The 24,597-nt window shown below is 66.4% G+C and carries 19 protein-coding genes and 1 riboswitch; of the genes, 14 read left to right on the top strand and 5 right to left on the bottom strand.

Going from position 1 to position 24,597, the window contains the following annotated elements:
* Positions 1–22: 22 nt before the first annotated feature.
* The 3 genes from dapF to ACFFJK_RS03985 all read right to left on the bottom strand — a co-directional run bounded on the left by dapF (position 23) and on the right by ACFFJK_RS03985 (position 2,649).
* Positions 23–874 (bottom strand): diaminopimelate epimerase, encoded by an 852-nt coding sequence (gene dapF, locus ACFFJK_RS03975; RefSeq protein ID WP_379677812.1) that lies wholly within the window; start codon positions 872–874, stop codon positions 23–25.
* 63 nt (positions 875–937) lie between these two features.
* Positions 938–1,801 (bottom strand): LpxL/LpxP family acyltransferase, encoded by an 864-nt coding sequence (locus ACFFJK_RS03980; RefSeq protein ID WP_379677813.1) that lies wholly within the window; start codon positions 1,799–1,801, stop codon positions 938–940.
* Complete coding sequence (locus ACFFJK_RS03985) at positions 1,798–2,649, bottom strand: lysophospholipid acyltransferase family protein (protein ID WP_379677814.1); 852 nt, start codon at positions 2,647–2,649, stop codon at positions 1,798–1,800. Before ACFFJK_RS03985 ends, ACFFJK_RS03980 begins: the two co-directional genes overlap by 4 nt.
* 201 nt (positions 2,650–2,850) lie before the next feature.
* Here ACFFJK_RS03985 and metK point away from each other — a divergent pair, with 201 nt between their 5' ends.
* The 4 genes from metK (at position 2,851) to metF (ending at position 7,097) form a co-directional block, all read left to right on the top strand.
* On the top strand, positions 2,851–4,017 hold the full coding sequence (gene metK / locus ACFFJK_RS03990) for a methionine adenosyltransferase (RefSeq protein ID WP_379677815.1): 1,167 nt from the start codon (positions 2,851–2,853) through the stop codon (positions 4,015–4,017).
* Positions 4,018–4,265: 248 nt separating this feature from the next.
* A riboswitch (S-adenosyl-L-homocysteine riboswitch) is annotated at positions 4,266–4,338 on the top strand.
* A gap of 28 nt (positions 4,339–4,366) precedes the next feature.
* A complete protein-coding gene (gene ahcY / locus ACFFJK_RS03995) occupies positions 4,367–5,791 on the top strand; it encodes an adenosylhomocysteinase (protein ID WP_379677816.1) in 1,425 nt (474 codons plus the stop codon).
* Between the two features lie 132 nt (positions 5,792–5,923).
* Positions 5,924–6,280 (top strand): phage holin family protein, encoded by a 357-nt coding sequence (locus tag ACFFJK_RS04000; RefSeq protein ID WP_379677817.1) that lies wholly within the window; start codon positions 5,924–5,926, stop codon positions 6,278–6,280.
* Positions 6,267–7,097, top strand: a complete 831-nt coding sequence (metF, locus tag ACFFJK_RS04005; protein WP_379677818.1) for a methylenetetrahydrofolate reductase [NAD(P)H] — start codon at positions 6,267–6,269, stop codon at positions 7,095–7,097. Before ACFFJK_RS04000 ends, metF begins: the two co-directional genes overlap by 14 nt.
* Positions 7,098–7,216: 119 nt before the next feature.
* On the opposite strand, the gene ACFFJK_RS04010 is transcribed toward metF, so the two are convergent.
* Entirely contained in the window at positions 7,217–7,828 is a 612-nt protein-coding gene (locus tag ACFFJK_RS04010; RefSeq protein ID WP_512700274.1) for a 5-formyltetrahydrofolate cyclo-ligase, read from the bottom strand.
* A 62-nt stretch (positions 7,829–7,890) separates the two neighbouring features.
* Here ACFFJK_RS04010 and ACFFJK_RS04015 point away from each other — a divergent pair, with 62 nt between their 5' ends.
* The 6 genes from ACFFJK_RS04015 (at position 7,891) to ACFFJK_RS04040 (ending at position 15,225) form a co-directional block, all read left to right on the top strand.
* Positions 7,891–9,921 carry a lytic transglycosylase domain-containing protein gene (locus ACFFJK_RS04015; protein WP_379677862.1) on the top strand — a complete coding sequence of 677 codons (2,031 nt, stop codon included), beginning with the start codon at positions 7,891–7,893 and terminating at the stop codon, positions 9,919–9,921.
* A gap of 20 nt (positions 9,922–9,941) precedes the next feature.
* Positions 9,942–10,898: a complex I NDUFA9 subunit family protein gene (locus ACFFJK_RS04020; protein ID WP_379677821.1), complete on the top strand. Its 957-nt coding sequence runs from the start codon at positions 9,942–9,944 to the stop codon at positions 10,896–10,898.
* Between the two features lie 32 nt (positions 10,899–10,930).
* Complete coding sequence (locus ACFFJK_RS04025) at positions 10,931–11,650, top strand: glutathione S-transferase family protein (RefSeq protein WP_379677822.1); 720 nt, start codon at positions 10,931–10,933, stop codon at positions 11,648–11,650.
* A 14-nt stretch (positions 11,651–11,664) separates the two neighbouring features.
* A complete protein-coding gene (locus ACFFJK_RS04030) occupies positions 11,665–12,903 on the top strand; it encodes a multifunctional CCA addition/repair protein (RefSeq protein WP_379677823.1) in 1,239 nt (412 codons plus the stop codon).
* A gap of 63 nt (positions 12,904–12,966) precedes the next feature.
* Positions 12,967–14,499, top strand: coding sequence for a DAHL domain-containing protein (locus tag ACFFJK_RS04035; protein ID WP_379677824.1), 1,533 nt, complete (start codon positions 12,967–12,969; stop codon positions 14,497–14,499).
* 75 nt (positions 14,500–14,574) lie between these two features.
* The gene (locus tag ACFFJK_RS04040) at positions 14,575–15,225 is read left to right on the top strand and encodes a GNAT family N-acetyltransferase (RefSeq protein ID WP_379677825.1); all 651 of its coding nucleotides are present in this window, start codon (positions 14,575–14,577) and stop codon (positions 15,223–15,225) included.
* Positions 15,226–15,285: 60 nt separating this feature from the next.
* Here the strand turns inward: ACFFJK_RS04040 and ACFFJK_RS04045 are convergent, their stop codons facing one another.
* Entirely contained in the window at positions 15,286–15,798 is a 513-nt protein-coding gene (locus tag ACFFJK_RS04045; RefSeq protein WP_379677826.1) for an Lrp/AsnC family transcriptional regulator, read from the bottom strand.
* 210 nt (positions 15,799–16,008) lie between these two features.
* Here ACFFJK_RS04045 and ACFFJK_RS04050 point away from each other — a divergent pair, with 210 nt between their 5' ends.
* From ACFFJK_RS04050 to ACFFJK_RS04065, 4 genes are all read left to right on the top strand, one after another.
* Complete coding sequence (locus ACFFJK_RS04050; protein WP_379677827.1) at positions 16,009–19,563, top strand: indolepyruvate ferredoxin oxidoreductase family protein; 3,555 nt, start codon at positions 16,009–16,011, stop codon at positions 19,561–19,563.
* 167 nt (positions 19,564–19,730) lie between these two features.
* The gene (locus ACFFJK_RS04055; protein WP_379677829.1) at positions 19,731–21,305 is read left to right on the top strand and encodes a S41 family peptidase; all 1,575 of its coding nucleotides are present in this window, start codon (positions 19,731–19,733) and stop codon (positions 21,303–21,305) included.
* A 116-nt stretch (positions 21,306–21,421) separates the two neighbouring features.
* The gene (locus ACFFJK_RS04060; protein WP_379677831.1) at positions 21,422–23,197 is read left to right on the top strand and encodes a M14 family metallopeptidase; all 1,776 of its coding nucleotides are present in this window, start codon (positions 21,422–21,424) and stop codon (positions 23,195–23,197) included.
* Positions 23,198–23,326: 129 nt separating this feature from the next.
* Positions 23,327–24,580, top strand: a complete 1,254-nt coding sequence (locus ACFFJK_RS04065; RefSeq protein WP_379677832.1) for an O-antigen ligase family protein — start codon at positions 23,327–23,329, stop codon at positions 24,578–24,580.
* The last annotated feature ends 17 nt before the right edge of the window (positions 24,581–24,597 follow it).

The raw sequence follows: 24,597 nt of genomic DNA on the forward strand, positions 1-24,597 counted from the left end.
CGGCCGCAACTAACGCATTGTTTTAAATCTCGACTTCGCCCTCGAAGACCGTCACCGCCGGCCCGCTGAGGTATACCGGCTGGCCGGCGCCGTTCCATGCAATGCTGAGCTCACCGCCACGGGCCGACACGCGCACCGGCGAATCGAGCAGGCCGCGCCGGATGCCGGCCACTACGGCGGCGCAGGCGCCGGTGCCGCAGGCCAGGGTCTCGCCGGCGCCGCGCTCGTACACGCGCAGGCGGATATGGTGGCGGTCGACCACCTGCATGTAGCCGGCGTTCACCCGCTGCGGGAAGCGCGCATGCGCCTCGATCGCCGGGCCGGTCTGTTCTACCGGTGCGGTATCGACGTCGTCGACCACCTGCACCGCGTGCGGATTGCCCATCGAGACCACCGACACGAAGACCGTCTTGCCGCCCACCGGCAACGGCCAGGTGGTGTCTTCTCCTTCGGCCCAGCCACCCAGTCCGGCGCTGTCGAAGGGCACCTCGGCCGGGTCCAGCCGTGGCGCACCCATGTCCACCGTCACGCTGCCGTCGTCTTCCAGGCGCGGCGCGATGATGCCTTTCATGGTTTCGACACGGATGCTGCGCTCTGTCGACAAACCCTTGTCGCTGACGAAGCGGGCAAAGGCGCGCGCGCCGTTGCCGCATTGTTCGACTTCGCCGCCATCGCTGTTGAAGATGCGGTAGCGGAAGTCGCAGCCGTCCAGCACAGGGCGCTCGACGACGAGGATCTGGTCGGCGCCGATGCCGAAACGGCGGTCGGCCAGCCGGCGCCATTGTTCGGCGTTGAGCGAGACGTCCTGGTGGATGGCGTCGACGACGATGAAGTCGTTACCCGCGCCGTGCATCTTGGTGAATTTCAGTTTCATGTCGGTGTCGCTTCAGTTCAGCTTAATCATTTTTAATTTGGATTAGCGCAGCTTAATGGCGGCTCAATCGTAGAACGAGGGCTCGCCCGGCGGGCGGGTCTTGAAGCGTTTATGCGTCCAGAAGTATTCGGCCGGCGCCTCGCGCACGCGCTCCTCGATGAAGGCGTTCATGCGGCGCGTCGCTTCGACCATGTCGTCGCCCGGATAATTTTCCCACGCCGGATAGAAGCGCACGCGCCAGCCCTGGTAGTTCGGCAGGTAGGTCGCGACCACCGGGATTACCTTGGCGCCGGTGGTCGCGGCGAGGCGGCCCAGCGCGGTGAGGGTGGCGGCCGGAATGCCGAAGAAGGGCACGAACTCGGCATCCTTCTCGCCGAAATCCATGTCAGGCAGCATGAAGTAGGGCAGGCCGTCGCGCAGCGCGCGCAGGATCGGCTTGATGCCTTCCTTGCGCGTGACCAGGCGCACCGGGCCGTAGCGCTCGCGGCCGTGGCGCAGCAGCTTGTCGAAGGCTTCGTTCTTCTGCGGCACGTACATGCTGCACAGGGGAATCACGCGTGCGGCCACGCCGGCCACGTCGAGGCACACGAAATGCGGGCACAGCAGGATGGTCGGGCCCGCTTCCATCTCGGCCTGCGGCACCGCCGGCTCGACCTGGATCAGGCTGCGCACGCGCGCCTCCGATGCCCACCACAGCAACGAGCGCTCGAAAATGCTGCGCGCGTAGGCGCGGAAGTGCTGCCTGGCGATGGCGTGGCGCTCGCTGTCCGATTTCTCGGGCATACACAGGCGCAGATTTGTCAGCGCGATCCGGCGGCGCTTGCCCAGGATCAGGAACATCAGGCTGCCGACCGCTTCGCCGAGGCGGCCGAGGATGGGCAGTGGTAAAAAATGCAGCAGCCACATGAAACCGAGCAGGATCCTCATGCCGCGGCCTCGCTTTCCGGGCCCGCCACGCCATCCGGCTGCTTGTAGCGGTTATAACTCCAGAAATACTGCGCCGGGCAGCGGCTGATGAGTTGCTCCATGGCGCGGTTGATCGCCGCCGCCTGTTCGGCCGGGGTCCCGGACAAATCGCCGTCGAAGGGCACGAAGCGGACGATATAGCCGGCGCCGCGCGGGCGGCGCTCGGCATACACCAGCAGGATGTCGGCCTTGCCCAGTTGCGCCAGCTTGGCCGGCAGGGTCATGGTATAGGCGTTGCGGCCGAACCACGGTGCCCACACGCCTTCGCCTTCCTGCGGCACCTGGTCTGGCAGCAGGCCGATCGGCTGGCCGCCCTTCAGGGTTTTGGCGAGGATGCGCACGCCCGACAGGTTGGCCGGCGCCAGGTGCAGGTTATGGCGGGCACGCGCGCCTTCGACCAGCGGCTTGAGCGCGCTCTTGCGGGGAGGGCGGTACATGACGGTGAGGGCGGTCTTGAGCGCGATCTGCTGGGCCGTCATTTCGAAGCAGCCCAGGTGTGGCGTCAAAAAGACAATGCCGCGGCCGGCATCGAGGCGTTCCTGGACCAGCGCCCAGTTCTCGACGCTGGCGTGGCGCGCCACCCGCTCCGGCTTGGCGCACCAGACGAAGGCCAGTTCGACGATGGCCTTGCCGGCTTCGGCAACGGCCGCGTTCAGGTGCTGCCCATACCCGGCCTGGGTCAAATTGGAGCGCAGGCGCCGGCGGTAGGATGGGGACAGCAGGTACACGAGCCAGCCGAGCGCCGACCCGAGGGCGTGCAAAAACGGCAATGGGAGTACCGATAGTGCACGGAATAAGGAAACTAACATGCGATTGACCAGAATTGAATGGAACGAGACTTGCTACACCAAAATTCTCGAAGGAAGCGTAAAATACCACTTTATGCAGGATCCGCCGAGTTAATAGACAACTTGCGAAGCGGAATATAAATGTCGCTAAAGCGTCGCAGGCACCCGTTGCTGCGGCACCTTCTTTACCAACCGCATAACACAGCAGTAACTGGAGCCACCATGTCCAACGACTACCTCTTCACTTCCGAATCCGTCTCCGAAGGCCACCCCGACAAGGTCGCCGACCAGATTTCCGACGCGATCCTCGACGCCATCCTGGAACAGGATCCCCGCGCGCGCGTCGCTGCCGAAACCTTGTGCAACACCGGCCTGGTGGTGCTGGCCGGTGAAATCACCACCCACGCCAATGTCGACTACATCAGCGTGGCGCGCAATACCATCAAGCGCATCGGCTACGACAACACCGATTTCGGCATCGACTACAAGGGCTGCGCCGTGATGGTCTGCTACGACAAGCAGTCGCCGGACATCGCCCAGGGCGTGGACGAAGGCGCCGGCCTCGACCTGGACCAGGGCGCGGGCGACCAGGGCCTGATGTTCGGCTATGCCTGCGACGAGACCCCGGAACTGATGCCGGCCGCTATCTATTACGCGCACCGCCTAGTCGAGCGCCAGTCGCAGCTGCGCAAGGATGGCCGCCTGCCGTGGCTGCGCCCGGACGCCAAGTCGCAGGTCACCCTGCGCTACGTCGACGGCCGCCCGGTGGCCGTGGACACCGTCGTGCTGTCGACCCAGCATGCGCCGGAAATCAGCCACTCGCAGATCCAGGAAGCGGTCGTCGAAGAGATCATCAAGCCGGTCCTGCCGCGCGAATGGCTCGAAGGTACCAAGTTCCTGGTCAACCCGACCGGCCGCTTCGTCATCGGCGGCCCGCAGGGCGACTGCGGCCTGACCGGCCGCAAGATCATCGTCGACACCTACGGCGGCGCAGCCCCGCACGGCGGCGGCGCGTTCTCGGGCAAGGACCCGTCCAAGGTCGACCGTTCGGCCGCCTACGCCGCGCGCTACGTGGCGAAGAACATCGTGGCCGCCGGCCTGGCGCGCCAGTGCCAGGTACAGGTCAGCTACGCCATCGGCGTGGCGCGTCCGATCAACATCACCGTGTACACCGAAGGCACCGGCGTCATCCCGGACGAGAAGATCGCCCAGCTGGTGATGGAACACTTCGACCTGCGCCCGAAGGGCATCGTCCAGATGCTCGACCTGCTGCGCCCGATCTACGCCAAGACCGCCGCCTACGGCCATTTCGGCCGCGAAGAGCCGGAGTTCACCTGGGAGCGCACCGACAAGGCGGCGCTGTTGCGTGCCGAGGCGGGTCTGTCGTAATTAGTCGCTTGTGCGTGCCGGAGTGGTAGGCATGCCAAATTGGGTTCCCGCCTTCGCGGGAACGACGTATCAGAGGACGTATCCGAAGTTACGGTAACGGTATTCGCCCTACCCCGACCAACGTCGTCCCCGCGCAGGCGGGGACCCAATTTCGTCGCACTCCATCCGGGCATCCTTGCACCACAAACCCAAGCATCCCCAAACAACACCAGCGGCCACAACCTACCGCCACTCGTGTTAAACTTATGAATTCCGAGGAGCGTTGCGACGAAGAGATTCCTCTTTGCCAGGCTCGGATATCAGCAACCGCGCTCACGTTACTTTTTTCAACCATTGAAAGGAGGGCGTGATGAGCGCCGTACTCAAAGAAACTCCCGATTACATCGTCGCCGACATCTCCCTGGCATCCTGGGGCGAGAAGGAAATCCGTATTGCAGAAACCGAAATGCCGGGCCTGATGGCGATCCGCGAGGAATACGCCAGCGCCCAGCCCCTGAAGGGCGCGCGCATCGCCGGTTCGCTGCACATGACCATCCAGACCGCGGTCCTGATCCGCACCCTGGAAGCCCTCGGCGCGCAAGTGCGCTGGGCATCGTGCAACATCTACTCGACCCAGGACCACGCCGCCGCCGCCATCGCCTCGGTCGGCACCCCGGTGTTCGCCATCAAGGGCGAGACCCTGGACGAGTACTGGGAATACACCCACCGCATCTTCGAATGGCCGGGTGACGGGTCTGCCAACACCAATGCCAACATGATCCTGGACGACGGCGGCGACGCCACCCTGCTGCTGCACCTGGGCGTGCGCGCGGAGAAGGACATCTCGGTGCTGGACAAGCCGGGTTCGGAAGAAGAAATTTGCCTGTTCAACGCCATCAAGGGCCGCCTGGCGCGTGACCCGTCGTGGTACTCGAAGCGCCTGCCGTGCATCCTGGGCGTGACCGAAGAGACCACCACCGGCGTGCACCGCCTGTACCAGATGCACCAGGAAGGCAAGCTGGCCTTCCCGGCGATCAACGTCAACGATTCCGTCACCAAGTCGAAGTTCGACAACCTGTACGGCTGCCGCGAATCGCTGGTGGACGGCATCAAGCGCGCGACCGACGTCATGGTCGCCGGCAAGATCGCCGTGATCGCCGGCTACGGCGATGTCGGCAAGGGCTCGGCCCAGGCCATGCGCGCGCTGTCGGCCCAGGTCTGGGTCACCGAGATCGACCCGATCTGCGCCCTGCAGGCCGCGATGGAAGGCTACCGCGTCGTGACCATGGACTACGCTGCCGAGCACGGCGACATCTTCGTCACCTGCACCGGCAACTACCACGTCATCACCGAAGAGCACATGCTCAAGATGAAGGACCAGGCCATCGTCTGCAACATCGGCCACTTCGACAACGAGATCGAAGTTGCCGCGCTCAAGAAGTACGAGTGGGAAAACATCAAGCCGCAGGTCGACCACGTGATCTTCCCGGATGGCAAGCGCATCATCCTGCTGGCCGAAGGCCGCCTGGTGAACCTCGGCTGCGGTACCGGCCACCCGTCGTACGTGATGAGCTCGTCGTTCGCGAACCAGACCATCGCCCAGATCGAACTGTTCGCCAACACCGACAAGTACCCGGTCGGCGTGTACACGCTGCCGAAGCACCTGGACGAGAAGGTCGCCCGCCTGCAGCTCAAAAAGCTCAATGCCCAGCTGACCACGCTGACCGACGAGCAGGCCGCCTATATCTCGGTGAGCAAGGAAGGTCCGTACAAGCCGGACCACTACCGTTATTAATCGGTAGCCAGTTGTAGATCCAGACGCGGGCGCGGAGTTGTCGATGCAACCCGCGCCCGTTTTTCCAACAGCCGGGCGCCGTTTCCTCTCCGTGATGGGAGAGGGCGCCCGTGTACCACGAAAGTCGATGCAATGCGCTTGCTTGTTACCTGGTTGATCAATGCCGTCGCCCTGATGGCCCTGCCGTTCCTGATGTCGTCCGTTGCCGTCACCAACTTCACGACCGCGCTGATCGCGGCGCTCGTGCTGGGGCTGGTCAATACCCTGATCCGTCCCGTGCTGGTGATCCTGACCCTGCCGGTGACCGTGATATCGCTGGGCCTGTTCATCCTCGTCATCAATGCCTTGCTGTTCTGGCTGGTGTCGCGCTGGATCGAGGGGTTCGAGGTGGCCGGGTTCTGGTCCGCCTTCCTGGCAGCCATCCTGTACAGCATCATTTCGTGGGCGCTTTCTAGCTTGCTCCTCAAGGACAACGATGGAAACCCCTAATTTCAGTATCGAGTTTTTTCCGCCGAAGACCGGCGAAGGTGCCGAGAAGCTGCGCCTCGTGCGCCAGAAGCTGGCCGACCTGCGGCCTACCTATTTTTCGGTGACCTTCGGCGCCGGCGGCACCACCCAGCAGGGCACCTTGCAGACCGTCCTCGAGATCCAGTCGGAAGGCCACGAGGCGGCGCCGCACCTGTCGTGCATCGGCGGCACCCGCGAATCGCTGCGCGCCATCCTGCAGCAGTTCCGCGACAACGGCATCCGCCGCCTGGTGGCGCTGCGCGGCGACCTGCCGAGCGGCTACGGCGGCGCCGGCGAATTCCGCTACGCCAACGAACTGGTCGAGTTCATCCGCCAGGAAACGGGCGACTGGTTCCACATCGAAGTGGCGGCCTATCCGGAAATGCACCCGCAGGCGCGTTCGCCGCAGGACGACCTGCAGGCGTTTGCACGCAAGGTGCAGGCCGGCGCGAACGCCGCGATCACGCAGTATTTTTATAATGCGGACGCGTATTTCCAGTTCGTCGACAACGCGCGCAAGCTCGGCGTCGACGTGCCGGTGGTGCCGGGCATCATGCCGATCACCAACTATACGCAGCTGATGCGTTTCTCGGACATGTGCGGCGCCGAAATCCCGCGCTGGGTGCGCGTCAAACTGGCCAGCTTCGGCGACGACACGGCCTCGATCAAGGCCTTCGGGCTGGATGTGGTGACGGGCCTGTGCGAACGCCTGCTGGCCGGCGGCGCGCCGGGTCTGCATTTCTATAGCATGAACCAGGCGGTGGCGACCACGGCGATCTGGCAGAGGCTGGTGAAGTAAGCGGCGCTGCTTGTTGTAGGGCGGCCGGCTCTGCCGGCCGCGCGTTCAGCTGGTGGACTGGCGCAACATCGGATGCGGCCACGTCGTTCGCCGCATGAGCGTTTGGAATGCTGGTCACCCTACAGTTCCGTGATGATCCGATCGAGCGGAATGTCGTATTCCCCGATCGCGAACGCCACCTGCTGGCACGCATACGCGATGCCCAGCGTCGTCGGGCGCGGCTCTTGGGCCAGCGTCCTGTCATAAAACCCCCCACCGTAGCCCAGCCGGTAGCCGCGCGCATCGAAGCCCAGGCAGGGAATCAGCAACACATCCGGCCGCGCCACCATCCGCAAGTCCGCCGGCACCGCCACCCCCATGCTGTCGGCCACGGTCGGTTCGCCCGGTATCCATTCGGCAAACCCGAGCGCCGCGTCGCGTGCCAGCACGACCGGCAGGGCCAGGCGTACGCCTGCCTCGGCCAATTCCGCGTAGGCTGGATGCAAGTCGGGTTCGCCTGCAAGCGGCCAGTAGACGCCCAGCGATGCCACCGGATGGGCCCGGACCCAGTCGCGCACCCGTGCGCCGATCCGGTCGTCCCAAGCCTGCTTGACGGCAGGCTCGATCGCGCGGCGCCGCTCCTTGAGCGTGCGGCGCAGCAATGGTTTATCGGCAGTGATCGCCCCGTCTGTGCTTGCGCCAGCGTCTGGCAGGAGCCCTGATGTGCATGGTATTCTTGATTCGCCGGTCATGGTTTGAATGCAGCGTATAGTGAGAGTTGTGGATGGTTCAATCGAGATTGACAACCGGCGCCATGCCGGTCGCCCTTGCCGTAGTGTTTGCCTTGTGGACCTTGTATCAAGGTGCAGCCCACGCCCGCCCCGCGCCTGATGCCGCGCAACCGGCATCGGCCGCGCAGGCTGCCCAGGCCGTCCCGCCGGTGCCTGCGGGCGGCGCCCCTACCGTGCCCAGTGCACCCGGCGCGCCCGCCGAAGACGGCCGCGCCGACGACGACACCTTCATGTTGTTGCGCGAAGCCGTGCGCCAGAACGATGCCGCCCGCGCCAATGCGCTTGCCTCGCGCCTGCCGGATTATCCGCTGGCGTCCTACGTCGACTATTATCGTCTGAAACCCCGGCTGCGCGACGCCACGGCCGAGGAAGTGCGCGAGGTGCTGCGCCGCCACGAGGGGACCGCCGTCGCCGAGCAGTTGCGTGCGGAATGGCTGCTCGAGCTGGGACGGCGGCGCGACTGGGGCAACTTCGAGCGCGAATTGGGGCAGCTGGCGGGCAGCAACCTGCAGATCCGCTGCTACGCGCTGCTGGCGCGCGCCAGCCGTGGCGAACAGGTGGCGCAGGAAGCGCGCGCCTTGCTGCTGAGCCCAGGCAACTATGGGGAGCCGTGTGCCGCCCTGATCGCCCAGCTGGCGCAAAGCCGCCAGTTCAGCGAGGACGACCTGCTGTGGCAGCTGCGCCTGGCAGGGGAAGCCAATGCCACCGGGCCGGCGCGCCGCACCGCGCTGCTGCTGGGCGCGTCCGATACCCGCGCCGCGCAGGCGGTGGACACGCCGGCCGTGGCCATGGCGCGCGGCATCGGCAAGACCCGCGCCGAGCGCGCGATCTACCTGGTCGCCGTCGGCCGCATGGCGCGTACCAGCCTCAAGCTGGCGACCGTCGCCCTGGAAAAGAACAGCCCGCAGCTGAGCGCCGAGGAGCGCGCCATCGGCTGGGCCAGCATCGCGCATGCGGCCTCGATCGTGCTGTCGCCGGATGCCGCCACCTACTGGCAGCGCACCAAGGGCGTGCCCTTGACGAGCGAACAGATGCAATGGAAGACCCGCATCGCGCTGCGCCGTGGCGACTGGAAAACGGTACGCGCCACCATCGAGGCGATGCCGCCGCCGCTGCGCGACGAGAACGCCTGGGTCTACTGGCTGGGCCGTGCCGACAAGCATGACGGCCGCACGACGCAGGCCAACGCGCTGTTCGAGCGCGTCGCCAGCCCGCACCATTTCTATGGCCAGCTCGCCCTGGACGAGCTCGGCCGCCAGGTGAGCGCGCCGCCGCCGGTACAGCCGGTCAGCGCGGCGGAGCTGGCGCAAGCCGGCGCCAACCCGAGTTTGCAGCGCGCCCTGAAGTTCTATGCCTTGCGCCTGCGCGCCGAAGGCAACCGCGAATGGAACTGGGGGCTGCGCGGGATGTCTGAACGTCAGTTGCTGGCCGCCGGCGAACTCGCTCGCCGCAACGATCTGCTCGACCGCATGGTCGAGACCTCGATGCGCACGCGTACCGAAGTCGATTACGCGCAGCGTTTCCCGGCGCCACACCTGGACGTCCTGCACCCGACCGCGCACGGCCTGGGCCTCGACAAGGCCTGGGTCTATGGCCTGATCCGCCAGGAATCGCGCTTCATCCTTGACGCGCGCTCCGGCGTCGGCGCCTCCGGCCTGATGCAGGTGATGCCGGCCACCGGCAAGTGGGTGGCGGAAAAGATCGGGATGAACAACTTCGTGCACAGCATGCTCAACGACCTGCGGACCAACATCACGCTCGGCGCCAACTACATGAACATGGTGCTGGAAAACTTCAACGGCGACGAGGTGCTGGCCACGGCCGCCTACAATGCCGGGCCGTCGCGCGCGCGCACCTGGCGCGGCCTGCTCGACGCCCCGATGGAAGGCGCCATCTTCGTCGAGTCGATCCCGTTCTCCGAAACCCGCGGCTACGTGCGCAACGTGCTGGCCAACGCCACCAACTACGCCGCCGTGTTCGAGAACAAGCCACAATCGATCCGGACCCGCCTGCGTCCGGTGCAGCCGCGCGAGCGCGCCGCCGTCCTGCCCTGAAGCCATCCGAGGATTTCGCCATGCGTGACCGGAATGTGGTGGTGATCGGCGCCACCGGCTTCATCGGCGGACACCTGGCGGCGCGCCTTGCCGCGGACGGCATCGGCATGGTCGTGCCGGCGCGCCACTACGAAAGCGCCAAGTACCTGACGACCTTGCCCTACCTCGACCTGCAGGTCGCCAACATCCACGACGACGCCGTGCTGCGCTCGCTCCTGGAAGGGCGCGACGCCGTCATCAACCTGGTCGGGGTCCTGCACGGCGGCCACGGCACTCCCTACGGGCCGGGTTTCCGCCGCCTGCACGTCGACCTGCCGCGCCGCATCGTCCAGGCCTGCCGCGATGTCGGGGTGCCGCGCTACCTGCACATGAGCGCGCTGGGCGCCAGCAGCCGCGGCGCCTCGATGTACCAGCGCTCCAAGGCCGACGGCGAGGTGGCGGCCCGCAGCGAGCCGTCGGTGGCGGCGACCATCTTCCGTCCTTCGGTCGTGTTCGGCCCCGGCGACCATTTCCTGACGATGTTCGCGGCGCTCCAGCGCCATTTCCCAGTGATTCCGCTGGCCTGCCCGGACGCGCGCTTCCAGCCCGTGTACGTGGAGGACGTCGCCGCCGCCTTCTCGAAAGCGCTGCGCGATCCGCATACGCGTGGCGCCACCATCGAGCTGGGAGGCCCGCAGGTGTACACGCTGGCCGAACTGGTGCGCCTGGCCGGGCGCTTGTCCGGTCACGAGCGGCGCGTGGTCGGCTTGCCCGACTGGGCGGCGCACATGCAGGCGCGGCTGTTCGAGATGCTGCCGGGCGATCCGGTCATCAGCCGCGACAATCTCGACTCGATGAAAACCGACAACGTGGTCGATCCGCAAACACAAGCCTTGACAGCCGGCGCGCTGGGAATCAAGCTCACGTCGCTCGAGGCCGTCGCGCCGCACTACCTGGCGCGGGGCAAGAGGCTCGACGCGCATCATGCCGGCCGCTGATTTTCCGACCACCGATCGACCACAGGAACCCAATGCAGACCATCGAACTCGACCCGACCCTGTCTTCCACCCTCGAGCAGGCCCGCCAGCCGGGCCTGACCCTCGTCATCGGCAACAAGAACGTCTCGTCGTGGTCGATGCGGCCCTGGGTAGCCGCGGTTGCGTTCGGCATTCCCTTCACCGAGGTACGCGTCCTGCTGGACACGCCGGACACCGCTGCCAACATCGCACGCTATTCGCACGCGGGCCGGGTGCCGGTGCTGCTGGCGGGCGAGATGACGATCTGGGACAGCCTGGCCATCGTCGAATACCTGGCCGAGCAGTTCCCCGACAAGCACATGTGGCCGCAGGACGTCGCCGCACGCGCGCTGGCACGCTCGATCGTGGCCGAGATGCATTCGGGTTTCAGCGAGCTGCGTAGCGCCATGTCGATGAACATCCAGGCCCGGTTGCCGGGCCGCGGCCGCACGCCGGGCGCCCAGGCCGACATCGGCCGCATCTGCGAAATCTGGGAAGACTGCTTGTCCCGCTTCGGCCACCACGGCTTCCTGTTCGGCGATTTTTCCATCGCCGACGCTTTTTATGCGCCGGTCGTGTGCCGCTTCAAGACCTATGGCGTGGCGCTGGCGCCGGCGCTGCAGGCCTATTGCGAGCGCGTGCTGGCCCATCCGGCCGTGGCGCGCTGGGTCGAGGAAGCCATGCGCGAGGACGACCCGACCCCGCAGCACGACCTCGACCTGCCGCGCGAATGAGCATGCGCGGTGCGATGCGGACTTACGTGGTGGGCGGCGCCGTGCGCGACGAGCTGCTCGGGCGGCAGGTGCAAGACCGCGACCATGTGGTCGTCGGCGCCACCCCCGAGCAGATGGTGGCCGAGGGTTTCCGTCCGGTCGGCAAGGATTTCCCGGTGTTCCTGCATCCGGAAACGCAGGAGGAATACGCGCTCGCCCGCACCGAGCGCAAGACCGCGCCCGGCTACCACGGCTTCGTGTTCCACACCTCGCCCGACGTCACGCTCGAGCAGGACCTGGTGCGGCGCGACCTGACCATCAACGCGATGGCGCGCGCCGAGGACGGCAGCATCGTCGACCCCTACGGCGGCCAGGCCGATTTAAAAAACCGCATCTTCCGCCACGTCTCCGATGCCTTCGCCGAAGACCCGGTGCGCATTCTGCGCCTGGCGCGCTTTGCCGCGCGCTTCCCGGACTTTCGCGTGCACGAGACCACCAATGCTCTGATGCGCGCCATGGTGGAAGCCGGAGAAGTCGACGCCCTGGTGCCCGAGCGTGTCTGGCAGGAACTGGCGCGCGGGCTCATGGAAGAGCGCCCGTCGCGCATGTTCGCCGTGCTGCGCGATTGCGGCGCATTGGGGCGTATCCTGCCCGAGCTCGACGTGCTGTGGGGTGTGCCGCAACCGCCGCTGCACCACCCGGAAGTCGATACCGGCGTGCACCTGATGCTCGTGATCGACTACGCCGCGCAGCAGGGCCACCGGCTGGAAGTGCGCTTCGCGGCCCTGATGCACGACCTGGGCAAAGGTATTACGCCGGAAGAGAAATGGCCGGCCCACCATGGCCATGAATTCCTGGGCATGAAGCTGGTCACCGGCGTGTGCAAGCGCCTGAAGGTGCCGAACGAGTGCCGCGACCTGGCCCTCATGACGGCGCGCGAGCATGGCAACGTCGGCCGCGCCCTGGAACTGCGTCCGAACACCATCGTCACCCTGTTCGAGCGCTGCGACGCCTTCCGCAAGCCGGAACGCTTTGCCCAGATGCTGCTGGCGTCCGAGTGCGATGCGCGCGGCCGCGGGCATGAAACGCACGAGATGCGCTACCGCGACTATCCGCAGCGCACTTACTTGTTGCGCGCGCTCGACGCGGCGCGCGCCGTCAATGCGGGCGAGGTCGCGGCGCGCTTCGCGGACGATCGGGCGAAGATTCCCGAGGCTGTCCACGCTGCCCGGGTCGCCGCCGTCAAGGCCGAGCTACGGGACGTGCGCGACTGAACCGCAAGCTTTTGTTATCCTCTTTGCATAACGTATCAAAGTAACCGTGTAACGGAGGAGAAGATGGTTGCCGTGCTGGCGCAGCGGGTGGCAAGCCTGAAACCGCGTCGCCGCCTGCAACTCGCCGGCGTGCTGGTGCTGGTGCTGGCCCTGCTGCTCGCTTTCCTGTATATCCGCTCCGATGCGGCCGACCCCGAGGTCCGCAACGACGTGATGCTCAACCTGCGCGAGCTCGAAAAGCTCGACGCCGAGTGGGACGCGAACATCCTGCGCGCCCACATCGGGCGCGCGCCTGCCGGCCCCCACCTGAACAACCAGCTGCCGCGCATGCGCGACCTGCTCACCCACCTGGGCGAAGCCACGCCCGAGAGCGACAGCCCGGCGATACGCGCCGCCTACACCCAGCTCGGCGACGCCCTGCAGCGCAAGGAATTGCTGGTGGCCCAGTTCGCACGCCACAATCCGCCGCTGCGCGAGGCCTTGGTGTTCCTGCCGCCGGCCGTGGCCGACCTCAAGACCGAACTGGGCGGCATCGAAGGCGCGCTGGCGCCGGCCCGCCTGGTGGTGCGCCTGGACGCCTCGCTCAACGCGCTCCTGACCGAGATCCTGCGCTACAACGCCGCCCCCTCGGCAGCACTGGCGGGGCGCATCGACGAGATCCTGGGCGACATCGCGGCGCAGGAAATCGCGTTTTCCCCGGCCGTGGTCGAGAAAATGGATGCCATCATCCAGGCCGCGCGCGTCATCCTGGAGAAGCGGCCGCTGGAGAACCGGCTCGAAATGCAGATCGCCGCCACCTCCACCGACGCGGCGCTCGACCGCCTGGGACGCGAGTTCAACCGCACCTTCGACACTGCGCTGGCGGTGCGCGAGCGCTACCGCGGCTACCTGTTTGCCTATTCCGCGCTGCTGCTGGTGCTGCTGGCCTATTCCGGCGTGCGGCTGTGGCGCAGCTACCGCATCATCGGCGAAGTGAACCACCGGCTGCAGGCCGCCAACGAAAACCTGGAACTCCGGGTCGCCGAGCGCACCGCCGAGCTGGAAGCGCAGTCGAAGCAGCTCGAGCGCCTCGCCCAGCACGACAGCCTCACCGGCCTGATCAACTACCGCCAGCTGACCCGCCTGCTGGAACGGGCGCTGGCGCGGGCCGGCCGGCGCGATACCGTGGTCGTCCTCATGTTCATCGACCTCGACGGCTTCAAGGCCGTGAACGACACCTGGGGCCACGCCACCGGCGACCTGGTGCTGCAGATGGTCGCGCGCCGGGTACAGGACAAGCTGCGCGCCGAGGATGCGCTGGCGCGGCTGGGGGGCGACGAGTTCGTCATCATGCTGGAGGAGGTCGCTTCGCGCGAAGGCGCACTGCGGGTGGCCCAGATCGCGCTCGACCAGATCCGTTCGGTGACCGAGGCCGACGGCCACCCGGTCTCGATCTCGGCCAGCATCGGCATCTCCAGCGCGCGCGGCCACGCCGGCGCCGCGCGCGGTTCGGCCGCGCTGCTGGCGGAGGCCGACAAGGCGATGTACGAGGCCAAGCAGGCAGGCAAGGGCGTGTTCGTCGTCAGTTCGCAAGCGCAATGGCATACAGCAAGCTAATGTCCGCGTATAACGCGTGCCCAGCAGGATTCCGCTACAATCGCGGTATTGGTGCACTGCACAAAAAGGACATGTATGCTGGACAATCCCGTGAAACGATGGCTACGGGCCCTCAGCGGCAGGGAAGGCCGTTCGACCGTACTGGTCAAGGAATTGGGCGAGCGCGACCGTCGCCGCATCCTCAAGCATTTTCTCGCGCTCGACAACCATGACCGGCTGCTGCGCTTTGGCAGCATGATCCCGGACGAACAGATCATTGCTTACGTCAACAAGCTCGATTTCAAGCGCGACATCGTGTTCGGCGTGGTGAGCCGGGTGTTCCAGCTCGTCGGCGTCGGCCACCTGGCCTTTGCCCCCGCCGACAAGGGCAAGCCGACCAGCAAGGCGCGGGTGGCGGAATTCGGCGTCTCGGTATCGAAGTCGGCGCGCGGGCAGGGCATTGGCTCGCGCCTGTTCGAGCGCGCGGCCATCCACTGCCGCAATGCGGACGTGGACACCCTGTACATGCAATGCCTGACCTCGAACCAGACCATGATGCACATCGCCAAGAAGGCGGGGATGCAGATCAAGCGGGAATATGGCGAGGCGGATGCCTACCTCCAATTGCCGCCGCCGAGCCCGGCGAGCGTGATGGCCGAGGCGCTCGAGGAGCAGTTTGCGGTGATCGATTACACCATGAAGGCGAATGCGCGAGCGGCGGCGAAGTGGCTGATGCCGAAGAAGTAGTTGTTATGCAGCCAAGTCCGCCGCGTTCCGCTGTTAGCAGATCGATCGGCATGAGATGCCTCACCCCGCTACCGGCAGGGCCGTCGTCTCCTTAATCCTCTGCAACGCAAAGCTCGACTTCACATCCAGCACCGCCGGATGCTTGAGCAGCGTCCCCATCATGAAGCGCGAGAAGTGGTCCATGTCTTCCACATGCACGCGCAGCAGGAAATCCATCTCCCCGGTCATCGCATAGCAGGCCACCACTTCCGGCCAGGTGCCTACCGACACCGCGAAATCGTTGCGTGGCGACGTGGCCGGCAGGCCCGGGGCGCGGCTGGCGCTGGCGACCTCGCTGTGCTTTTCCAGCCGCACGTTCACATAGGCCAGCAGTCCGAGCCCGATCTTGTCCGGGTCCACCAGCGCCACGTACTGGCGGATCACGCCCGCTTCTTCCAGCCGCTTGATGCGGCGCAGGCAGGGCGATGGCGACAGGTTGACGCGCTCGGCGACGTCCTGGTTCGACAGCCGGCCATCCGTCTGCAGGACCGCCAGGATCTTGCGGTCAGTCTTGTCGAGCTCGATTTTTGACATGGTTTCCTCGGTGTAGTCGCCAACCCGGCAATTTTATTGCGCAAATTGCCCGGCGGGGGGAATTGTTTGGAATTTAATGCTGGGAGGGCAGGACTATACTGTGCCGATATGGGAGCAGGCTGGTCAGTCCAGCCGCGCGCGTACCACTGGCCATCAAGAGCCAAAGGCGCCAAGTCCCGCTTGCCTAGTGAAAAATCACGGAGACACCGCATGAACGCACCCCTCGAGCGCGCCAACCTGGCGCTGCCCCAGCACGACATCACTCTCGACGACAAGTGGACGCTCGAACGCGGCCGTGCGTTCATGACCGGCACCCAGGCCCTGATCCGGCTGCCGATGCTCCAGCGCGAGCGCGACGTCAAGGCGGGCCTGAACACGGCCGGCTACATCACCGGCTACCGCGGCTCGCCGGTCACCGCCGTCGACCAGACCGCGATGAAGGCGAAGAAGCACCTCGACGCCCACCATGTGAAATTCCATCCGGGCATGAACGAGGACCTGGCGGCCACCGCCGTCTGGGGCACCCAGCAAACGAACCTGTACAAGGATGCCAAGTACGACGGTGTCTTTGCCATGTGGTACGGCAAGGGCCCGGGCGTGGACCGCTGCGGCGACGTGTTTAAACACGGCAATAATGCCGGCTCCTCGAAGCACGGCGGCGTGCTGGTGCTGGCCGGCGACGACCATGCGGCGAAATCCTCGTCGACCGCGCACCAGTCCGACCACATCCTGACCCACTGCGGCATCCCGGTGCTGTACCCGTCGTCGGTGCAGGAGTACCTGGACTTCGGCCTGCACGCCTGGGCCATGAGCCGCTACACCGGCCTGTGGGTATCGATGAAGTGCGTCACCGACATCATCGAGTCGGGCGCCGTGGTCGACCTCGACCCGGACCGGGTGCAGATCGCGCTGCCGACCGACTTCGAACTGCCGCCGGGCGGCCTGAACATCCGCTGGCCGGACGCCGTGCTGGACCAGGAAGTCCGGATGAGCAACTTCAAGTGGTACGCCGCGCTGGCCTATGCGCGCGCCAACAAGCTCAACCGCATCATCTGGGACAGCCCGACACCAAAAATCGGCATCATCACCGCGGGTAAAAGCTATCTCGACACCCGCCAGGCCCTGGCCGACCTCGGCATCGACGAAAAAGCGGCGGCCGATATCGGCCTGCGCCTGTACAAGGTCGGCATGACCTGGCCGCTCGAATCCGAAGGCGTGCACGCGTTCGCGCGCGGCCTGGACGAGATCCTGGTGGTCGAAGAAAAGCGCCAGGTGATGGAATACGCCCTGAAGGAAGCGCTGTACAATCTGCCGGACGGCGAGCGTCCGCGCGTGGTGGGCAAATTCGACGATACCGGCGAGTGGAGCAACAAGGACCGCATGGGCCACGGCGACTGGCTGCTGCCGGCCACCTACGAGCTGAACCCGGCGCAAATCGCCCGCGCGATCGCCTCGCGCATCTCGCACTACTGCGCCGGCCACCCGGTCGAGCAACGCGTGAAGCAGCGCATCGCGTACCTGGAAGCGAAAGAGCTGGTGCTGAAGAACATCCCGGCCAAGGCGAATCCGGAAACCGACCGCATCCCGTACTTCTGCTCGGGCTGCCCGCACAACAGTTCCACCAAGGTGCCGGAAGGCTCGCGCGCCATGGCCGGCATCGGCTGCCACTACATGGTGTTGTGGATGGACCGCGAAACCTCCACGTTCACCCACATGGGGGCGGAGGGCACGACCTGGATCGGCCAGTCCCCGTTCACCGACGAGAAGCACGTGTTCGTGAACCTGGGCGACGGGACGTACTTCCACTCGGGCATCCTGGCGATCCGCGCGGCCGTGGCCGCGAAGGTGAACATCACCTACAAGATTCTCTATAACGACGCGGTCGCGATGACCGGCGGCCAGAACGTCGACGGCCCGCTCGATCCGGGCATGATCACGCGCCAGATCGCCGCCGAAGGCGTGCGCCCGATCATCGTCGTCACCGACGAGCCGGAAAAATACCCGGCCGACTACGCCTGGGCCGAAGGCGTCACCGTGCGCCACCGTTCCGAACTGATGGACGTGCAGAAGGAATTGCGCGAGATGCCCGGCGTGAGCGCCGTGATCTACGACCAGACCTGCGCATCCGAGAAGCGCCGCCGCCGGAAAAAAGGCGAGTTCCCCGACCCGGCCAAGCGCGCCGTCATCAACGAAGCCGTGTGCGAAGGCTGCGGCGACTGTTCAAGCCAGTCGAACTGCCTGTCGGTCGAACCGCTGGAAACCGAACTGGGCCGCAAGCGCCAGATCAACCAGTCCTCGTGCAACAAGGATTTCTCGTGCGTCTCCGGCTTCTGCCCGAGTTTCGTGACCGTCGAAGGCGGCGGCCTGAAAAAGCCGAAGAAAGCGGCGACGTCTGAAGCCGCACCGCCGGTCCTGCCGATGCCAAGGATTCCGTCGGTCGAGTCGCCGTTCGGCATCCTGATCGCCGGCGTCGGCGGCACCGGCGTGGTCACCGTCGGCCAGATCCTGGCGATGGCGGCCCATGTGGAAGGCAAAGGCGCCCTCGTGCTCGACCAGTCCGGCCTGGCCCAGAAGGGCGGCCCGGTGATGTCGCACGTGCGCCTGGCCGAGCACCAGGCCGACCTGCACTCGACCCGCGTCGGTACCGGCAGCGCCGACCTGGTGATCGGCTGCGACCAGATCGTCACGGCCAGCCGCGATGCGCTCTCCCGCATGGGCGAGGGCCGCACCTGGGCCGCCGTCAACTCGACCGGGGCCACCACTGCCGCCTTCGTGAAAAACCCGGACTGGCAGTTCCCGGCCGAGGGGTCGAAGGGCGCCATCCTGCAGGCTTGCGGCGCAGACAACGTCGACTTCGTCGATGCCGGGAGAATCGCCACCGCCCTGATGGGCGACGCGATCGCCACCAACATGTTCATGCTGGGCTACGCCTTCCAGAAGGGCCATGTGCCGCTGCAGGAAGCGTCGCTCCTGAAAGCGATCGAACTGAACGGCGTCTCGGTGCCGTTCAACAAGGCCGCCTTCAACTGGGGCCGCAGCGCCGCGCACGACCTGGCGTCGGTGAAGAAGTTGACCGCCCCAAGCCAGGTGATCGAGTTCAAGCGCACCGAGAGCCTGGACGACGTGATTGCCCGCCGCGTCGAGCTGCTCACGGCCTACCAGGACGCCGCGTATGCCGCCAGGTACCAGGCCTTCGTGGACCAGGTGCGCGCCGAGGAAGCCAAACTCGGCAAGGGCACCCGCTTGGCCGAGGCCGTGGCGCGCTACTACTACAAGCTGATGGCCTACAAGGACGAGTACGAAGTAGCCCGCCTGCACACCGATCCGGCGTTCAAGGCGAAGATCGCGAGCATGTTCGAAGGCGACATCAAGCTGAAGTTCCACCTGGCGCCGCCGCTGCTGGCCAAGCACGACAAGGAAGGCCGTGCGATGAAGCAGGAATACGGCCAATGGATGATGGGGGCGTTCGGCGTGCTGGCAAAACTGAAAAAGCTGCGCGGCACTCCGTTCGACGTGTTCGGCTATACCGCCGAGCGCCGCACCGAGCGTGCGCTGATCGGGGAGTATCGTCAAACGGTCGAAGCGCTGCTGCCGAAGCTGACCGCGGAGAATCTTTCTCAGGCGGTGGCCATCGCCAGCATTCCGGAAGACATCCGCGGCTACGGCCACGTGAAGGAACGCCATTTGAAGGCGGCCAAGCAGAAGGAAGCGGCCCTGGTCGCGGCCTTCCATGCGCCTGCCGGCGCAGCCCCGCGGGCGGCCTGAGCGCATCGGCGGGGCGTCTTGCACGACGTCACGCTGGCAAGCTGCTACGGCCGGTTCGCCCGGCCGTAATCTTCTGTCATTCTTCCTAGCATTGTTTGTTGTTTCTCACATCCAACTGTTACAGTTGGTTGCACTTCGCGCAGGCAGCCACGTCTATAATCGGACGCATGAAACCGCTCCTCGCCCAGGGTCGCCCGGCGACCGCTCCCCGCTTGATCGTTTCGCTGCTTGCCGCAGCCTTCGTCCTTGCCGGATGCGGCGGTGGCGGCGGTTCGCCCGGCGCCACGCAGTCGTCGCAGCAGCCGCCCCCGGCCACGCCGGCGCCTGGCCCTGGCGGGCAGACCGCGGCCGACATCGACGCCAGCGTCCTGGGTGACCCGTTCCAGTACATGAACCTGTGCGCCAAGCCGCGCACCGGGGTCGATTTCCAGGGGCGGCCGTTTCCAGATCGACAGGGGACGCTGCTCGATGAGCTGAAATTCCTGCGCGCCTGGTCGCACCGCTACTATCTCTGGTACAACGAGATCCCGAATACCTACAGGATGGCGGATTTCACCAATCCCATCGATTATTTCAACGTGCTCAAGACGCCGGCGCTGACCGAATCGGGCCAGCCGAAGGACAGGTATCACTTCACCTACGCCACCGAGGAATGGGAGAAGATGCAAAGTGCCGGCATCAACCTCGGCTACGGCGTCACCTGGAAGCGCAACAGCGCCACTGCACCGCGCACCTGGCTGGTCACGCTGGTGGAGCCGGGTTCGCCTGCCGCCGCTGCCGGACTGCAACGCGGCGACATGCTGCTGAACGTCGATGGCGTGGACTTCGTCAACGGTACCGGCACCGAGGCAGTCGACAAGATCAACGAAGGCCTGTTCCCGGAAACGGCCGGCGTGGCGCACCGCTTCACCCTGCAGCGCGGCAGCGCGACCTTCGACGTGACGATGACGGCCACCGAGGTCCGCGTCGACCCGGTCAAGCACGTGCAGGTGCTCGACACCCCGAGCGGCAAGGTCGGCTACCTGAGCTTCGAGACCCACAATGCGGTATCGGAAAAAGAGTTGGTGGACGCCTTCACTACCTTCAGACAGGCCGCGGTGAGCGACCTGGTGCTGGACATGCGCTACAACGGCGGCGGCCTGCTGTACATCGCCAGCGAGCTGTCGTACATGATCGCCGGGCCGGACCAGACCAGGGGCAAGATCTTCGAGCGTTCGCAGTACAATGACAAGACCGCGCCGCAGGAAGCGATCCCGTTCCGCTCCACCGCCTACGGCTTCAGCTCGCCGAACCCGGTGCGCGCCGGTACGCCGCTGCCTTACCTGGGCCTGAAGCGCGTCACGGTGCTGACCACCTCGGGCACCTGCTCGGCCAGCGAAGCGGTGATCAACGGCCTGCGCGGCGCGGACATCCAGGTCGACGTGATCGGCAGCCAGACCTGCGGCAAGCCCTATGGCTTCACGCCGGTGCCGAACTGCGGGACCACCTATTTCTCGATCGAATTCAAGGGCGTGAACAACAAGGGCTTCGGCGACTTCGCGGACGGCCTGGCGCCGACCTGCCAGGTGGCCGATGACCTGTCGCGTCCGCTCGGCGATCCCGCCGAGGGCCTACTGGCGGCGGCGCTGGCCTACCGCCAGACCGGCACCTGCCCGCCGGCCACCCGCGCCCGCATGGTGCCGATGGAAATCGTGCGTCCGCCGGTGCAGGAGATCTCGATCTATACGGCACCACGGCCGTAATCGGGATCGGCGCTTGCCGACCAGCGGCCCGGACAGCATGCTGTCCGGGCCGTTTCATTTGGTTAATCAGGTCTATAATCTTCGGCTTTGTCACCTCATCAATTGCCGGAGCTTCGATGATCCGTTCTGCCCTGTTGCTGGCCCTGCTGGCCGCCGTTCCCCTGTCCGCCTCCCTGTCCCACGCCGCCGCGCCGGACCTGACTACCGTGTCCGAGCGCTCGGGTTTTCAAACAACCGGCCGCTACGATGAAGTCGTCGATCTGTGCAAGGCCTTCCAGAAGGCCTATCCGAAGCAGGTGAAGTGCATCGAATTCGGCCGCACGCCGGAAGGCCGGCCGATGCTGGCGCTGGTCGCCAGCGCGACGTCCGCCTTCACGCCGCAGGCCGCGAAAAAGCAGGGCCTGCCGGTGACGCTGATCCAGGGCGGCATCCATGCGGGCGAGATCGACGGCAAGGACGCCGGCTTCCTGGCGCTGCGTGAGGTGCTGAACGGCAAGCTGGCGCAAGGCTCCCTGGGCAAGCAGGTACTGGTCTTCGTCCCGGTGTTCAATGTCGATGGCCACGAGCGCTTCGGCAAGTGGAACCGCCCGAACCAGCGCGGTCCGGTCGAAATGGGCTGGCGCACCACCGCCCAGAACTTCAACCTCAACCGCGACTACGTGAAGGCCGACGCGCCCGAAATGGGCGCCATGCTCAAGCTGGTCAACGCCTGGGACCCGCTGACCTACGTCGACCTGCACGTGACCGACGGCGCCAAGTTCCAGCATGACGTGTCGATCCAGGTCGAGCCGGTGTATTCGGGCGACCCGGAATTCCGCAAGGCCGGCCTGGCGCTGCGCAGCAACGTGATCGCCGACATCGCTCGTCAAGGCTCGATGCCGCAGTCCTACTACATGTCCTTCGCCAAGACCGACGACCCGATGTCGGGCTTCATCGACGGCGCGTCGGACCCGCGTTTCTCGACCGGCTACTTCCCGCTGCGTAACCGCATGGCGGTGCTGGTGGAAACGCACTCGTGGAAGGATTACCCGACCCGCGTGCGGGTCACCCACAACACCGTGATCTCGATCCTCGAGCAGGTGGCGAAGAACGGCAAGCAATGGCAGCAGGCCGCCGCACAGGCCGATGCGCGCGCGGCGACGCTGGCCGGCAGCCCGGTGGCGCTGACCTACCGCACTACCGACAAGACGCAAATGGTCGAGTTCCAGGGCTACGAATACACGCGCACCCAATCCGATATCTCCGGCATGCTGATGACCCGCTACGACGAGAGCAAGCCGCAGGTGTGGCGCGTGCCGCTGCGCGAGGAAGTCGTGCCCGACCTGCAGGTGAGCGCGCCGCGCGCCGGCTACATCGTGCCGGCCGCCTACGCCGACATCGTGGCGAACAAGCTCGCACTGCACGGCATTGCTTTTCGCAAGCTGGACAAGCCGCTGGCCGCGGCGGACGTCGAAACCTTCCGCGCCGACAAGGCGACCTTCGGCGCCACCTCGTTCGAATCGCACCAGCGCCTGACCGTGGAGGGCAGCTGGAAAGCCGAGCCGCGTGCGGTGCTGGCCGGTTCGCTCTACGTGCCGGTCGCGCAGCCGAAGGCGCGCCTGGTGGTGGCGATGCTGGAGCCGCAGGCGCCGGACTCGCTGCTGGCCTGGGGCTTCTTCAACAATGCCTACGAGCGCAAGGAATACATGGAAGAGTACGTGGCCGAGGACGTGGCGCGCGAGCAGCTCGCTGCCGATCCGGCGCTCGCCGCCGAGTTCAAGCGCCGCCTGGAGACCGACCCGGCATTCGCGAAGAATCCGCATGCGCGCCTGGAGTTCTTCTACAAGCGCCATGCCTCGTGGGACGAACGCTACAACCTGTATCCGGTGCTGCGCACCAACGCCGCTCCCTGAGCGTCGTGCCGCGCTTGATCCGGCACGCGACCAGGATCAAGCGCACATCGCATGCCGCCCCCGGGGCGGCGCCGATCCGCTAGACTGCCAGGGTTGCCGCCATCCTGCGCTGCCCGCCTGCTCCCTCCCATGCGCGCCTGCCGTGTTCCCGTCCTGTCCGGCAGTCGCGCCTGGACCGCCACGCTGCCCGTCCTGTTCCTCCTGTCCTGCCTGGTCACCGGCTTCGGCATCGGCCTGGCCGGCTTCCTGTTCCTTGCCATCGCACTGTGGCACTGGCGCGCCAGCCGCGCGGTGCTGTCCCGCGACTGGCCGGCCCTGCGCCCGGTCGTGCTCGCGTTTGCCGCCTACGCCGCTTATGCACTGTTCCTGCACCTGGCGCGCGCAACAGGGTGGCACACGTTCGATGCGCCCTTGCGGATGCTGCTCGCCGTGGCGGTCGTGCCGGTCCTGCGGGTGGCGGCGCTGGATGCGCGGCCGTGGTGGCAGGGCGCCTGCGCGGGCGCACTGGCTGCCGCCGGGCTCGCGGCCTGGGAGCGCTGGGGCGCCGGGTTCGAGCGTGCGGGCGGTTTCCTGAATCCCATCGTGTTCGGCAACCTGGCCCTGGTCCTGGCCCTGGTGGCCCTGGCCGGCCTGGCGGACCCGCGTGTGCGCCGCCACTGGCGGTGGGTCGCCGTTGCCGCGCTGGCAGGGGCCGCTGCCTCGCTGCTGTCGGGCAGCCGTGGCGGCTGGCTGGCGCTGCCGCCGGCCTTCCTGCTGCTGTGGACCCAGCGCCATCATCTGCCGCGCATGTTACCGGGCGGCCTGGCACTGGCCAGCGTCGTGCTGGTGGTACTGGCGTACGCGGTGCCGGCCACCGGGGTCCGGGAGCGGGTCGAGGTCGGGCTCAGCGACCTGAACCTGTACCTGGAAGGCAATCCCATACCGACCTCGCTGAGCGTGCGCCTGGAACTGTGGAAGGCGGCGGGCATGCTGGCAAGGGAACACCCGTTGGCCGGGATCGACACGGCCGCCTACAAGGCGCAGATGCGGACCTGGATCGCCGAAGGCAAACTCAGTCCGGCCGTCTTCGCGCCGCCGGAACCGCCGCACCTGCACAACGATGCCCTGCAGGCCCTGGTGACGCGCGGCTTGCCTGGACTGGCCTGCTGGCTGGCGATCATGCTCGCGCCGCTGTGCTGGTTTGCGCGCACCCTGCGCCGTGCCGCCGACGGGGTGCAGGCGGCGCCGGCGCTGGCCGGCATGTTGGTCGTCGTGGCCTATGCCATGTCGGGCTTGAGCGAGGTGATGTTCTGGTCGATGAAGGCGAGCCTGCTGTATGCCATCCTGGTGTTCGCCTTCATGGCCTGTTGCCTGGAGACGGGCCGCGCGCGCGGGCGCGCATGATGGAGCGCCCGCCGTTC

It is taken from the genome of Massilia consociata (assembly GCF_042432755.1).
GTDB classification, from domain to species: Bacteria; Pseudomonadota; Gammaproteobacteria; order Burkholderiales; family Burkholderiaceae_D; genus Telluria; species Telluria consociata.